This window comes from Halolactibacillus miurensis, from assembly GCF_900116255.1.
In the GTDB taxonomy this organism is placed as follows: Bacteria; Bacillota; Bacilli; order Bacillales; family Amphibacillaceae; genus Halolactibacillus; species Halolactibacillus miurensis.
This window is the reverse complement of the sequence record NZ_FPAI01000003.1, coordinates 154,641-169,293: the sequence shown is the minus strand read 5'-3', so window position 1 is coordinate 169,293 and position 14,653 is coordinate 154,641. Positions and strand designations below refer to the sequence as shown.

Below are 14,653 nucleotides of genomic sequence, written 5' to 3'. Positions count from 1 at the left end.
ATCAACATGAATAAACAGACGTAATACACAAAAATATCAAATTAAAGGGGAGTTATAGGATGGTAAAACCACTATATAAAGTCAGTAAGCAGTTAATGGATGTTGTTCAAGGTAAGGCTTATGCCGATACGGTTATAACAAATGGAACCTTGGTTAATGTGGTGACAGGTGAATTAATTGAAGGCATTGATGTGGCAATGAAGGATGAACGGATTGCCTTTATCGGAGACGCTAGTCAGATGATTGGTGAAGCGACTTTAGTAGTAAATGCGACAGGAAAGTATATCGCACCTGGATTAATGGATGGGCATATGCATGTCGAGAGTACGATGTTTTCGGTCACCGGGTTTAGTGAAGCGGCCGTAAAAAAAGGCACAACAGCTGTCTTTATGGACCCACATGAAATGGCGAATGTCTTTGGAATTGAAGGGGTGAAACGTATGCATGAAGAAGGGAGAAATGCGCCGATTCATGTGTTTACAACGTTTCCTTCTTGTGTACCAGCGACCGATGGATTAGAAGATGCGGGCGCAAAGATTTCAGTTGAAGATGTTGAAGAAGGTTTAATGTGGGATGGTGTCGTTGGTTTAGGTGAAGTAATGAATTATCCCGGAGTGATTCATCGAGATGAGAAGATGATTGGTGAGATTGAAGCGACGTTAAAACAAGGTTATCAACCAACTGGGCACTTTCCTGAAGGAACGATCGAAGACTTAACGAGCTATCTATTAAGTGGCGTCACGTCATGTCATGAGACAGTCACAAAAGAAGCGGCACTTGAAAAACTACGTTTCGGGATGACCGTGATGATTCGAGAAGGTTCGGCGTGGCAGGATGTTAAGGAAGTGATTAAAGTGATCACAGAAGATCAAATTGAAACGGATCACTTGATGCTTGTGACCGATGATATTTATCCTGAAACACTGATTAATCAAGGGCAAATCAACCATGTGGTGAGACGAGCCATTGAAGAAGGTGTCGATCCTGTGACAGCTATCAAATTAGCGACACTCAATACTGCACGGTATTTTAAACTAGACGATGACTACGGTAGTTTAACACCAGGGAAAGTGGCCGATATTATTTTACTTGATGACTTAACATCAATGGATATTACAGATGTATTTGTGAAAGGAAACCAGATTGTTAAGGAAACTCAATTAATTAAAGAGACACCTGCCTTTGTCTATCCAAAGCATTATTATCAGTCTGTGAATGTTGGGAAAGTATTAACGGCAGAGGACTTTTACTTTAACACCACTCACCAGCAATCAGTAAATATCAACGCGATTGAAGTCATTGAAAACAGTGCGCGAACGAAGAAAAAAGTTGTTGAGTTACCAATCAACAATGGTATCGTCGAAAGCGATCTTAGCCAAGATGTGATTAAACTGAGTTGTATTGATCGTCACCACAAGACGGGGCAAATCTCCAATCAATTTGTGACCGGTTTTCACATTAAGCGCGGAGCTGTCGCTTCAACTGTTGCGCATGATAGTCATAACTTACTCGTGATGGGTGTGAGTGAAAGTGATATGGCTGTGGCAGCCAATTATTTATCTGATATCGGTGGCGGGATGGTGTGTGTATTAGACGGTGAAGTCATCGCCTCTGTGCCGCTGCCAATCGCTGGGCTCATGTCAGATTTAAAAGAAGCGGACTTGCTTCGTCAGGTAGAAGGCTTAAAAGCTGGTTGGGTGCGTTTAGGGTCACCCCTTCATGCGCCGTTTATGACGTTTTCATTGATTGCGTTACCGGTTATTCCGGATATTCGTATTAGTAACCGCGGGTTAGTTGATGTGACGACGTTTAGCTTGATTGAGACCATTTGTTCAGAAGAGTGTTAAGCTGGTCAAACCATAAGAGAAGCATCTGCAAAATATAAGCTAAAGGAAATATCTGTGTTAAGTATGGTATAATCATTTTTAAACCTAGTTGAAATTTCCTATTTGCATTTGTATAATTAATTTAGCAATATTTATAAATTATATAAATAAATTTACACTTGGTTGTAAAAATTTCAAGCGTAAATAATGGGAGGTACAAATGGAGCTGAAATGGAAACTGTTAAATGCGTGCATGATCATTTTACTGTCGATTACTTTACTTATTGTATTGACGAAAGATCCTATTGTTTATGTTAATACGACTCCTCTAGACACTGTCTCGATCAACGGTAGCTTAGAAATGGTTAACTTGAGCGAAAACAAAATCGTCTTATTTAGTGCTGACGTTAATTCAGGTAATTATGGTGATCTGATTGTTTTAGAATTCGATGAAGAAACAAATTCACTAAAAGAAATCTCCAATCAAAATATCTACCTAGATAAGTTTCTTGATTAAGGTAATTTCGCTGTTAAATCGTGGGTGTGCTTTTACTGACCTAATATACCAGGTGGCCTTGTAGGTCATCTGGTTTTTTAGATGGTTTAAAAAAGTTCAACCTTTGTAATCTATATCGTTAGGTACATAAGTAGCTAGGGACTTCATGCTATTGATAGCATGAACTTGTCATCATCTATTATGTGTTAGCCTATATTTAAGATCACATATAAGAAGTTTGATGGAATGATATAAAGTAAACGCGTCCAATCATTATTCTTGTCGAGAACAACTTGACACAAACAATCGTGAAGATAACTTTTAAAGCGTGTCTGTACATGGTAAAATGATAATTTAGATAGTGAATTATTTTAATGAAGTGCGAATATACCAAGTCGAGTTGGCAGTTGGAGGAAAAATAATGAAACGCGGAAGTTTTCAAGCGATGAAGCGATTAAATAAATCGTTAATTTTAAATAAAATATTGAATGATGGCCCGATTTCTCGAGCGGAAATTGCGAAAGATATTAAACTTACCCCACCAACGGTAGGGACGATTGTGAAAGAGCTCATTGAACAACAAATCGTCAAAGAAAGTGCGCAAGGCGAGTCAAAAGGCGGGCGCAAGCCAACCTTACTCGTCGTTGATCATGAGGCTTTTTATGTGATCGGTATTGATGCTGGTCCGCGAGATGTGACGATTGTCTTAACCAATCTACAAGCAGACATGATCGATACCGCAAAGACAGATGTCCCAGTGGGAATATCAAAAGAGGCGTATTTACAGTTATTGATTGAAGAAACCGATGGGTTAATTAATCGCAATGCGTCGTATATGGATCAATTGATCGGTATCGGTGTGGCCATGCACGGGGTTGTTGATGCTGAGCGCGGAGTGGGGTTGTATGCACCTAACTTAAACTTACGTGACATTCCAGTAAAAGATGTGTTAACGGGGCATTTTGATCTCGTGGTACAAGTTGAAAATGATGCCCGAGCACTTGCGCTTGCAGAAACGTGGTTTGGTGAAGGCAAAGGCATCAATAACTTACTCGCAGTCAATATTGGTAGTGGTGTCGGCGCTGGGGTTGTGATTGATGATGAACTGTACCGCGGGAAAGCCCATATTGCTGGTGAGATTGGTCATATGACGATTGATTTACATGGAGATGTATGTACTTGTGGGAATAGAGGTTGTCTGCAGACAATCGTTTCAGGCGAAGCGATTCAAAAGCGGGCCGAACAGGCAATAAAAGCAGGTGCAGATACGCTATTAACGCACCAATCACCAACAGCTTATGACTTGTATCAAGCAGCGGAACAAGGTGATGCCTTTAGTCAGCATTTGTTAACGGAGACAGCTGAGGCAATTGGGGTTGGTCTTACCAATGTCATTCATACGATTAATCCTGACCGGGTGTTATTAAACGGTGGTGTAATGAAGGCAAGTAAGTATTTATTACCTGAAATCCAGCGCACCGTAGCAAGCCGTGCACTCACCGCCCAAGCAAAAGACACGCCTATTCTTGTCTCAAAACTAGGGGATAATGCCTCAGCCTTAGGAGCGGTCGCGCTTATTCTCGTGGAATTGTTTAAGCGAAACGGTGAGATCGATGTTTAAGTTTACGCACATAGTCAGTTATTTAACGGTGTTTATTGTTATATCACTCATCCTCACAGGATGTAGTGAAGATGAAACTCAGACCGATAGGACCCTGACCTTACAAGCACAACTATCAGAACAGGAAGAAACAATTGCTGAGCTGACGCGTGATAATCAAGCCCTGCGCGCATCGATTCAACAGTTACAGCGGCCACAAAATTTCTCTTATATTGAACAATTGGATGAAGAAGCACGCGGACATTACCAGGCATTTCTTGAGACAAATGACCTGACTCACTTTGAGTCCTTCACTTCAGATGAAATGTTCGTCGTCTTTTTGCATAGTGTCGTAACTGGAGAAGATGGTGTCAGTACATCGATTCTATATAATGACGAATCATTTGATGATTTCACTGACTTACAGGCCTATTACCAAGAAGAACTGTTTCGTGAGTACTTAGAAACGGCACTAGATTTTCGCTACTTTTATGACCTCCATGTGGATGAGATTCAATCACGTACCGATAAAGATATTGTGAAAATGAGTGTGAGGTTCGAACTCTTTAGTGCGACCCATGTCGCTGAATTACGTAGACAAGACGGGATTTGGAAAGTGTACGCCGGCCCTTATGATTAAGAAGGTATGTGAGTGACGATCATGTGAAAACAGCTTTATATGTGTATGATAATCAAAGATGCCTGTTCTACTTCGGTGGAGCAGACATCTTTTTTCGCGAATAAAAAATATATACGAACGAAAAAGAACAAACCGTTCTATATGAACGCTTCTATCTCATGGTGAGATGGTATCAATATTTCTTTAATCAATCTGAGTATAAAGTCTAGTAGATGAAAGGTCGACTGTGCTACTATGTTGAAAAGGATAAAAAAGGGTGTTGATAATGGAAGCCTTTCTTAAAGATGAAAATATGTCGGTATTAATGCAACAGTTAAAAGCAGAAAGTCACCGCATACATGAGGTGATGACGTCACTGGAAACACTGTCAAAACAGTCACATATTTTGGCGTTAAACGCAGGAATTGAAGCCGCTCGTGCAAATGAAGCAGGAATAGGATTTAGTGTTGTCGCAAAAGAGATTAAGACGTTTGCAGAGGCAACGCTTAACTTAAGTGGTGAAAGTAAACACATCATCGGTCGGATCGAAGAGCGGGCCAATCATATAATTGCGCTTCGGACGACAGATATGGCGTTTGACACGATTGATAAGATTGACCGAAATTTATTTGAGCGTCACTGTGACGTTCAAGCTTGGGCAACATTTGAGTCTGTTAAACATGCGGCGAAAGAACAAACCGCGACCGCTAGACGGGAAGCACAAGCCTTGCTTATGGACATTCACCGGATCTATGAAGTCTATCATGATTTAATGATTGTTGATATCGCAGGTAAGCGGGTCGCAAATGTAGATAGGAACGTTGCCAAAACGGATGATTTTAGCGGAAGAGAATGGTTTCAGTACGTGAGAGAGACAGGGAAAGTGTATGTCAGTGATCTATACACATCAAAGACACTTGGATGTGAAACGATGGTGTTTGCGGCGCCTATTTATGATGCGGATACGATGATTGGGGTCTTTACGACACGCTTTAACTGGGACTATATAATAGAGATTATTAATGCAATGACTGTTGGTGATCGAACTGACTTATACGTGATAAATAAGGATAAACAAGTGATTGCTTCACGTGATGCGATCGATATTTTCAAAAAAGATGTTAGCTGCCTTAGAGCAGTGTCACGAGTCCTAGATGACGGGGCGAAAAAAGGCTATGTTGTTGAAGGTGATACGTTATATAGCTACTGTGAAACAAGTGGCTATAATCATTATGAGGGGAAAGGATGGTTTGTCGTCATCATTGAACCTCTTCATTCAAGTAGTGAAGACATAAGTACACGAGCAACATCATATGTGGGCTAAAAGAGACAACACTTAAGAAGTGTATAAAGAGATTATCAGTATAATAATAGCCACTCAACAGTTGTTGAATGGCTATTTCTAAGTATTATTCTGTTTCAAAGGTAAATGTTGTCTTTGTACGATAGACCTCGTTTTTCGGAAGGAAAATAGATGGGAAACCATCGTGTACAAGTGACGCCGGTGAACTTTGCGTTTCGAGACAGACACCCAAATATTTTTGAGACGGTTGTTCTTTTAACGTTAACGAATCATCAAGGGCATTCGATGTATACATCACCATACCGGGTTGATCAGTTTGAACGGTAAGTTTGCGTCCACTCCTAGGGTCTTTTACGACGACGACGTCATCTTTACTATGGTCAAAGATAAAGTAATGATCATAGCCTTGTAACGCTAATTTATTTTGTGGGTCCGTTGAATCAACAGCACCGCGGACTGTCCGTCCTTGAGTGAAATCAAAGGTTGTCCCTGATACCGGTAAAATCTTTCCGGTTGGGATGAGCTCATCATCCAGTTCAACGAACTGTCCAGAGTCAAGTGTAATTTCATGATCAAGAATCGTCTCTTTTAAGTTACCCGATAAGTTAAAGTAACTATGATTGGTGATAGTAAGCACGGTGTCCTTTGTACTAACAGCTTCATAACGAATCGTGAACGTATTATCGTCAGCTAAAACGTAGCTGATTTTATACGTCACCGTACCGGGGTAGCCTTGGTCACCGTCTTTACTCGTGTAATATAGAACAGCTTCTGTACTTGAGGCATGTTCGAGTGTTTCGACTTCAAACACCTGGGTATGCAGTCCACCCGGTCCCCCGTGTAAACTATGGCCATTTTCGACTTCAGGAACGTGATACGTGTCTCCGTTAAAGACAAAGGTACTGTTTTCAATGCGTCCAGCGACACGTCCAATTAAGGCGCCAAAATACGTCTTATTGTTTAAATAATCGGCATAGTCACGGTAACCGAGCACGACGTTCTCTTGAACTCCGGCTTTATTTGGTGTAATGATTTCAGTGATAATCCCACCGTAATCTAAAAAGCTGACGGACATATTATTTTTGTTTGTCAATGTGTAGAGATGCCAGTCGTGACCTTCAACCTCTACAGGTTTTGTTGTTATTGCCAATGCAATCCCTCCTTATTCTTGTGAGTTTGGTGTTTACAGATTTGCTAAAAAGCGTTTAAATCCTTCCGTACCTGTATTATTCGACTTAAACACCCCAGAATCCTGTAAGACACGGACAAATTTTTCAGCTAAAGCTTGATCAACAAGTGCGTCAACGTTATCTTTTGTGATGGTTTCAGATTGTTTTAGCTCATCAGCCCATACTTTATGGTGATCTTTAATCGTTTCTGCACCTAAAAGATAAGCCTTCATTTCATCAAGTTCTGGCTTTAAACGTGGTGGTAAGACGGCAAGGCCCATCACTTCAATTAAACCGATATTTTCTTTCTTAATATGGTGCACATCTTGATGTGGGTGGAATAAACCATCTGGATGTTCATTCGTTGTCCGGTTGTTGCGTAAAACAAGGTCGAGTTCATACTTTCCGTTGCGCATGCGAGCAATCGGCGTAATCGTATTGTGTGGTGTCTCGTCAGTATAAGCTAAAATATCTGCCGCTTCATCGCTGTAGTCACGCCACGTGTCTAAAATATGAGCCCCCGCTTTAATCAGTGGTGCTTTATCTTCGTGTTTCAGACGAATGACTGACATCGACCAATTGACGACAGACGCGTCAATCTCAGGGAATTGATCAAGGGTAAAGCTGAATAAATCATCGGCTTCTGTCATCCCAAATGAATAACGTCCCGCTTGGTAATGATCATGACTTAAAATACTTCCCCCAACAATCGGTAAATCCGCATTTGACCCAATAAAGTAGTGCGGGAATTGTTCGACAAAGCTGAGTAGTCGGGTGAATGTGGATTCACTAATGACCATCGGACGATGCTCTTCACAAAAGACGATACTGTGCTCATTGTAATACACGTACGGTGAATACTGGAAATACCACTGTTCACCGTCTAAATCCACATCAATTACGCGGTGATTCGAACGGGCAGGGTGTCCCGTGCGCCCCGGATAGCCTTCATTTTCGATGCAAAGTAAGCATTGTGGATATTTCACGTCTTGTTTCATTTCACGTTCCCGTTTAATTTGGTTGGGATCTTTTTCAGGTTTGGATAAGTTAATCGTAATATCTACCTTACCAAATGACGTTTGACGTTCATATTGAATGTTCTTTGCAATGCGCTCGGTTTGGATATAATGACTGTTTTGACTGAGCGCATAAAAGTAATCGGTCGCTTTTGTCGGATCTTCATCATAGAGCTGTTTAAATGTCGCATTAATTTCTGTCGGTTTAGAAAGGAAGGTATCCATTATTTTTGCGTCGAGTTGTTCACGCTCATCTAGCGCGTCACTGATGACGCCGCGCGTGACGGCATCATCTAGTAACGCTTTTAGACAATCAGGAATGGTTCCTTCAGTTAATGTGTCAGCTGGTGCAGTAAAGGTCTGTAAGTCTAATAGACCGAGTATTTGGTTACGTGCATAAATGCGGTCGCGTGCGGTGATTAACTCGGTGTCAATCGCTAAATCAATCAAGCGTTCAATGTAGTGTGTGACCATCTTTATGCCTCCTCGTAGCCGTGTGGATGAGCTTGGTGCCAGCGCCATGCGTCGGCTAAAATACGATTGATTTCCGTGCGTTTCGGTGACCAGCCAAGGATTTGTTTTGCTTTATCGCTTGAAGCGATTAACGTGGATGGGTCACCCGCACGACGTTCACCGATTTTTGCTTCAATCGGATGTCCAGTGACAGAGCGAGCGGCATCAACGATTTCCTTGACCGAGAAGCCAACAGATGAGCCTAAGTTAAAGATATTGCTGTCGCCACCGTCTAATAAATATTTAACCGCTAAAATATGAGCATCGATTAAGTCTTCAACATGAATGTAGTCACGAATACATGTCCCATCTGCGGTTGGATAGTCGTCACCGTAAATCGTAATATGTTCACGCTGGTCTAGTGCGACTTGTAACACAATCGGAATCAAGTGTGTTTCTGGGTCATGGTCTTCACCAATCGCCGCATCGTCTCTTGCGCCAGCAACGTTAAAGTAACGCAGGGAAACGTAACGGATGCCGTAGGCTTTTTCACACCAATGCATCATTTTCTCCATCGTTAATTTTGTTTCACCGTACGTATTGGTTGGTACCGTTGGCATATCTTCTGTGATTGGTACCTGTTTTGGTTCGCCGTAAGTCGCCGCTGTTGAAGAGAAAACAATGTTTTTAACACCGGCTGTTTGCATGGCTTGAAGCACGACTTGGGTTCCATAAACGTTGTTGTCAAAATATTTTAATGGGTTCTCCATTGACTCCCCAACAAGAGAGTTCGCCGCAAAGTGAATCACAGCCTCAATGTTTTGTTTTGTTAAGACATCGGTCATAAAGGTTAAGTCGCGAATATCGCCTTCAAAAAAATCTGCATCTTGATGGATGGCGTCCTTGTGACCGGTTTGTAAATTATCGACCACACTCACGTTATGGCCTTGTTCAACTAATTGATAAACGGCATGAGACCCGATATACCCGGCTCCGCCTAATACTAAAATATTCATGTGTTTGCCTCCTTAAAATCATTCAGTTAGTCATTAAATTTCATGTGCTTATTATTCATTAAGATGTTCTTACAAAGCTTTTGCGCCGTCGCCAATCGTAGCTTCATAGAATGTTGGTGCGTAGCCGATTTTGTCTGTGTGCATTTTTTCTACGTTTTGTTTAAATGCATCTACTTCTGCTTTTTCAACGAGCGCAATCGCACATCCACCAAATCCAGCCCCAGTCATTCTAGCGCCGAGCACACCTTTTTGTTGGACGGCAGCTTCTTGTAGTGTATCTAGTTCAAGTCCGGTAACTTCATAGTCATCACGCAGTGAGGTATGTGAGTCGTTGAGTAACTGACCAAACGCGACTAAGTCTTTATCATGTAGTTTAGTAAACGCTTCTTTTGTGCGAGCGTTCTCATAAACGGCATGACGGGCACGTTTTTGTTTTGTCTCATCACTGATCAAATGTTTATATTCGTCGAAGTCCTCAACTGACAGATCTCCAAGACTGTTAATGTCGAGTTCTTTCTGTAAGTCCTTTAAGGCACTTTCACATTCACTGCGACGCTCGTTATATTTTGAATCGGCTAGCTCACGGCGTTTATTTGTGTTCATAATCATAATAACATATTCTCCGAGTTCAACGGGAGCGTATTCATAGTCGAGCGTATGACAGTCGAGTAGAATCGCATGCTTGTCTTTACCCATGCCAATCGCAAATTGATCCATGATCCCGCTGTTAACACCAATATAATGGTTTTCAACATATTGACCGAGTTTGACCATCTCCACACGATCAATCGTGAGATTAAACAATGTTTCAAGTAAGACGCCTGTCGCTATTTCAATAGAAGCAGAAGAAGAAAGACCAGCGCCGTTTGGAATGTTACCGAAGTAAAGAACGTCAAATCCTGAATCAACGGTATACCCATGGGTGTTAAAAGCTTCCGTCATACCTTTGGGGTAGTTGGCCCAGTTATCCGCCTTATTATAGCTTAAGTCAGCTAATGAACTGGTGATTATGCCAAGGTCTTCAAAATTCATGGAGTAAAAGCGTAAGACGTTGTCATCCCGCTTACGAGCAACAGCATAGGTACCAAAAGAAATAGAGGCAGGGAAGACATACCCTCCATTATAATCGGTATGTTCACCGATCAGATTGATGCGACCAGGGGCGAAAAAGGTACGGATGTCCCCGCCCTCGCCAAAAATGTGTTCAAATGTGTTGACTAATGTGTGTGTGTTCATGTTTCGTTCATTCCTTTCAAATGTGAGTAATAAGACTATCCGTAAAACTTAATTAAATTAATTTATTAACTATCATTATCATATCACGGCGTCTCTTTAAATGCAACGGGCTAGCGCTTTTTTTTATAGAAAGTTCTATCAAAAGAAGGCAGGATATGACTCGCAAAAATGGACTGACGTTGCGTCACACTCTAAGCAAGTTAACTGATTTTTCAAACAGTCTCTGCTATAATGACGATGAAACCATAAAGAAAGTGGGGATGAAGATGGATATTGAAACACTCATTAAAGAGAGACGGTCAGTCTCATTATTTGAAGATAAACCTGTCAGCATTGACTTAGTAAAAGAGATGCTAAAAACGTCCGTCTGGGTACCGAATCATAAAATGACACAACCTTGGCGCTTTACGATTATTACCGGCGAGACGAAAGAACAACTGGCTAATTTAGCGGGAGACTTTATGGCGCGTGGTAAAACGGGAGAAGATAAAGACCGCGCATTCAACAAAGCCTACGGGACATTTAGCCAAGTCCCGGTTTATGTGATGGTGTTTATGAATGAAAGCCATGAGTTAAAACGCCGTCAAGAAGACTATGCCTCAACGAGCTTGATTATTCATAACTTAAGTTTAATTGGCTGGGAAAAAGGTCTCGGTATGATTTGGAAAACAGGGCCACTGACAGATACAGAAGCGTTCCGTGAACTGATTGGTGTGAAACCAGGTGAGAAGTTCGTCGGGATGATTCAACTCGGTTACCCTAAAAAAGTTCCAAGAGCGATGCCGCGAATGGATCTTGATACCCGCATCACTGAATTAAATTAAAAATAACCGACAAGAAGCGTGATCATGATAGTGATACGCTTCTTTTTCGGTTGACTTTGTCTTTCGTTTGGATTAAGTTATAATTAATGAGATGATTTTAAGTAATTGAGAGATTTTTTTACTTAAAACGTTGATATTATGACATGTTTTTTCTTCAATCATGATGACTTATTATCATGAATGATATTTATCACGACAAGAGGAGGCAATATCGATGCAACATCAAACAAAAACACCGTTTCCTGCTGATTTCTTATGGGGTTCAGCGTCAGCGGCTTACCAAATTGAAGGCGCCCATGATGCGGATGGCAAAGGCCCATCGGTTTGGGACGTGTATACGAAAATTCCTGGTACGACCTTTAAAGATACCAATGGCGACATTGCGGTCGATCATTACAATCGCTTTGAGGAAGACGTTAAACTGATGCATGAACAAGGTTTAAAAGCGTATCGCTTTTCTATCGCTTGGTCACGGATTTATCCAGAAGGCAATGGCGACGTGAATGAACAAGGACTTATCTTTTATGATAAACTGATTGACCTGTTACTTCACTATCATATTGAACCCGTTATTACCGTGTATCACTGGGACGTCCCACAAGCCCTGATGGACGCTTATGGCGCTTGGGAATCACGCGAGATTATTAAAGACTTTGATGCGTATTGCCAGACACTTTTTAAGCGGTACGGGGACCGGGTGAAATATTGGGTCACGTTAAATGAACAAAATATCTTTGTCGGTCTTGGCTATCAAAAAGCCCTACATCCACCGGGTGTAAAAGATTTAAAACGGATGTATGAAGCCAATCATATCGCGAACTTAGCGAATGCGACGGTGATCAACAGTTTCCATAAGCTCGTACCAGACGGTCAGATTGGTCCGAGTTTTGCCTACTCACCAACGTATCCATACGATGCTGATCCTAAACATATCATCGCACAGGAAAATGCTGAAAGTTTAAATGCGCATTGGTGGATGGATGTGTATGCCTTTGGTCGTTATCCACAAGTCATCTGGAACTATTTAGAGAAACACGGTCTTGCGCCGACGATTGAACCGGGTGACTTTCAGTTGTTAGCCTCGGCTAAACCTGACTTTATGGGCTTAAATTATTATCAAACTGCCACGATCAAACATAACCCGCTAGACGGGGTAGGAGAAGCAGAAATGAATACGACGGGTAAGAAAGGGACCCAACAAGAATCCGGGACAGAAGGATTGTTTAAACAAGTACAAAATCCCTACTTAGAAACGACGGATTGGGACTGGACGATTGACCCGGACGGGTTACGGGTCGCTCTAAGACGGATTGAAAGTCGCTACCACTTACCGGTACTCATTACGGAAAATGGGCTTGGTGCGTTTGATACGTTAGAAGACGGTGATGTTGTGAATGATGACTACCGGATTGATTTCCTTAAAAAACACGTCGCAGCCATACAAGATGCGATCAGTGATGGGGTGACGGTATTAGGTTATTGTACGTGGTCATTTACTGACTTACTCAGCTGGCTGAACGGGTATCAGAAACGTTACGGTTTTGTTTATGTCAACCGTGATGAAGAGGGACCAAAAGATTTACGACGGATTAAAAAGAAGAGTTATTATTGGTATAAAGACATTATTGAACGTAACGGATTAGAAGAGTAAGGTTAATGATTGGAATATGTAAGGTAGTTTAATAGAATGTAAATTAAGAGGCAGGTCAACATTGACCTGCCTCTTAATTTATACATATGGTGATACTGTGATGGTTCCAGTTGAGACAATGACAGATGAATCTTCATGTGACTCTTGGTGCTGTTCTGATTGATAACCAATCACAAAAAATGCGAGTATTAACATTAAAAACAATACGAATAAACCTTGACGCACCGCTTTTTCCCCCTAAATTAAATTCCCTTCTTATTGTATATGTTAAGATAGAGATTGAAAAGTAAAAACTGTTTCCAATTTAATGATGTTACTATACAGAAAGGGTGTCTTACTATGAGTGACGCAGTGACGACAGGAAAGGTTACAAAAATAACATCGATTGGTGAAGGACTGCGAGTGTGTCTTGACTTCATTGATGAACTCGACCCACTTGAAGGTGTCTGGATTGGGAATACGGGGAGTGGCTATTGCTTAGCTCTTGCGGAAAATCGCGAAACAGACACGTACCCCAAACGCCCTTTTCGTATTAATGCTGGGGCCTATCATCATTACCTCGTAAAAGATGAGAATAAAACGACGTATCTCGCAGAAGTCACACCAGGTGACGCACTGATGGTTAAAGGACCAGAAACAGAGCGACTTGTCACGGTTGGCCGCGTGAAAAAAGAGTACCGTCCGTTTCTAAGAATTGAGCTGGAAACAGAGGAACAAGTCATATCGGTCACCGTTCAAGATGCGGATAGTGTCTATTTACTGTCAGCGGACAAAACCGCGGTACAGGCCCAACAATTAACTGTGGGGGATTCCTTAACCGTGAGACGTGATCAACCTGGACGCCATTTAGGTGAGCGGATTGAAGAAGTCATTACTGAAATATAAGTGTGGGACAGAAGGTAAGAATAGAGGGATGGATTAATTTTTAGAAAATTCACTATTCTTTGTTGACAAACGGTCCGGTTCATACTAAGATAGTTGTAACTTAAAAAATGATGCGCGATGAAGAAAAGAAGAGTAGTTTTATCAAGCTGATCTAAAGAGAGCTGGTGGTGCTGCGAACCAGTGGTGAGCGATAAGATGAATGGGCTTTTCGAAGCATTAAACCGAAATATACGTTGTATAGAGTAGGCTTTAACGGGAGTTGTTTTGCCGTTACCACAAAACACAGGCTGATCGGTCTGACTTTTTATTAAGGTGGCATAACGAGGGAACTCGTCCTTTTTGGACGAGGCCCTCTTTTTAATTTTAAATGAAGTCACATGTGTCAGTAGACGAACATGAGGTAAAAAAGGACACATACAAAACAACAGAATATAAAAATCGAGGAAAAAGATAAGTAGTGACGGTGGTTATTATAAAGAGAGCTGATGGATGGTGTGAATCAGTAATAACCCCGTGATGAATGGCCTTTTGAGTGCAGGAGTGAACCACTAAGTAGCTC

At 41.5% G+C, this 14,653-nt stretch carries 13 protein-coding genes and 2 other annotated features (1 of these 15 running past the window's edge); of the genes, 8 read left to right on the top strand and 5 right to left on the bottom strand.

The annotated features are described in order from the left end of the window. Positions 1-59: 59 nt before the first annotated feature. From ade to BM390_RS03500, 5 genes are all read left to right on the top strand, one after another. The gene (gene ade, locus BM390_RS03520) at positions 60-1,847 is read left to right on the top strand and encodes an adenine deaminase (protein ID WP_062320570.1); all 1,788 of its coding nucleotides are present in this window, start codon (positions 60-62) and stop codon (positions 1,845-1,847) included. A gap of 199 nt (positions 1,848-2,046) precedes the next feature. Further along, positions 2,047-2,343: a hypothetical protein gene (locus tag BM390_RS03515; protein WP_062320572.1), complete on the top strand. Its 297-nt coding sequence runs from the start codon at positions 2,047-2,049 to the stop codon at positions 2,341-2,343. A gap of 400 nt (positions 2,344-2,743) precedes the next feature. Then, positions 2,744-3,943, top strand: coding sequence for an ROK family transcriptional regulator (locus BM390_RS03510; protein ID WP_062320574.1), 1,200 nt, complete (start codon positions 2,744-2,746; stop codon positions 3,941-3,943). Beyond that, positions 3,936-4,562, top strand: a complete 627-nt coding sequence (locus tag BM390_RS03505) for a hypothetical protein (protein WP_089852930.1) — start codon at positions 3,936-3,938, stop codon at positions 4,560-4,562. The genes BM390_RS03510 and BM390_RS03505 overlap by 8 nt, the downstream gene beginning before the upstream one ends. 265 nt (positions 4,563-4,827) lie before the next feature. Next, positions 4,828-5,865 carry a methyl-accepting chemotaxis protein gene (locus tag BM390_RS03500; protein ID WP_089852929.1) on the top strand — a complete coding sequence of 346 codons (1,038 nt, stop codon included), beginning with the start codon at positions 4,828-4,830 and terminating at the stop codon, positions 5,863-5,865. Between the two features lie 85 nt (positions 5,866-5,950). Here the strand turns inward: BM390_RS03500 and BM390_RS03495 are convergent, their stop codons facing one another. The 4 genes from BM390_RS03495 to BM390_RS03480 form a co-directional block, all read right to left on the bottom strand. Continuing rightward, positions 5,951-6,994 carry an aldose epimerase family protein gene (locus BM390_RS03495; protein WP_089852928.1) on the bottom strand — a complete coding sequence of 348 codons (1,044 nt, stop codon included), beginning with the start codon at positions 6,992-6,994 and terminating at the stop codon, positions 5,951-5,953. Positions 6,995-7,027: 33 nt separating this feature from the next. Next, entirely contained in the window at positions 7,028-8,503 is a 1,476-nt protein-coding gene (galT, locus tag BM390_RS03490; protein WP_089852927.1) for a UDP-glucose--hexose-1-phosphate uridylyltransferase, read from the bottom strand. A 2-nt stretch (positions 8,504-8,505) separates the two neighbouring features. Further along, positions 8,506-9,498 (bottom strand): UDP-glucose 4-epimerase GalE, encoded by a 993-nt coding sequence (gene galE, locus BM390_RS03485; protein WP_089852926.1) that lies wholly within the window; start codon positions 9,496-9,498, stop codon positions 8,506-8,508. A 69-nt stretch (positions 9,499-9,567) separates the two neighbouring features. Beyond that, positions 9,568-10,734 carry a galactokinase gene (locus tag BM390_RS03480; RefSeq protein ID WP_062320581.1) on the bottom strand — a complete coding sequence of 389 codons (1,167 nt, stop codon included), beginning with the start codon at positions 10,732-10,734 and terminating at the stop codon, positions 9,568-9,570. A gap of 266 nt (positions 10,735-11,000) precedes the next feature. On the opposite strand from BM390_RS03480, the gene BM390_RS03475 reads away from it, so the two are divergent. Further along, a complete protein-coding gene (locus BM390_RS03475; protein WP_177220619.1) occupies positions 11,001-11,558 on the top strand; it encodes a nitroreductase family protein in 558 nt (185 codons plus the stop codon). A gap of 214 nt (positions 11,559-11,772) precedes the next feature. After that, positions 11,773-13,209, top strand: a complete 1,437-nt coding sequence (locus BM390_RS03470) for a glycoside hydrolase family 1 protein (RefSeq protein WP_089852924.1) — start codon at positions 11,773-11,775, stop codon at positions 13,207-13,209. A 78-nt stretch (positions 13,210-13,287) separates the two neighbouring features. Here BM390_RS03470 and BM390_RS15365 read toward each other — a convergent pair whose 3' ends face one another. Next, on the bottom strand, positions 13,288-13,434 hold the full coding sequence (locus BM390_RS15365) for a hypothetical protein (RefSeq protein WP_156321340.1): 147 nt from the start codon (positions 13,432-13,434) through the stop codon (positions 13,288-13,290). Positions 13,435-13,548: 114 nt separating this feature from the next. On the opposite strand from BM390_RS15365, the gene BM390_RS03465 reads away from it, so the two are divergent. Continuing rightward, a complete protein-coding gene (locus BM390_RS03465; RefSeq protein ID WP_062320587.1) occupies positions 13,549-14,094 on the top strand; it encodes a 3-dehydroquinate synthase II domain-containing protein in 546 nt (181 codons plus the stop codon). Positions 14,095-14,202: 108 nt separating this feature from the next. Continuing rightward, positions 14,203-14,435, top strand: a binding site (T-box leader). Positions 14,436-14,526: 91 nt separating this feature from the next. After that, positions 14,527-14,653: a binding site (T-box leader), on the top strand; it runs 94 nt beyond the window's last position.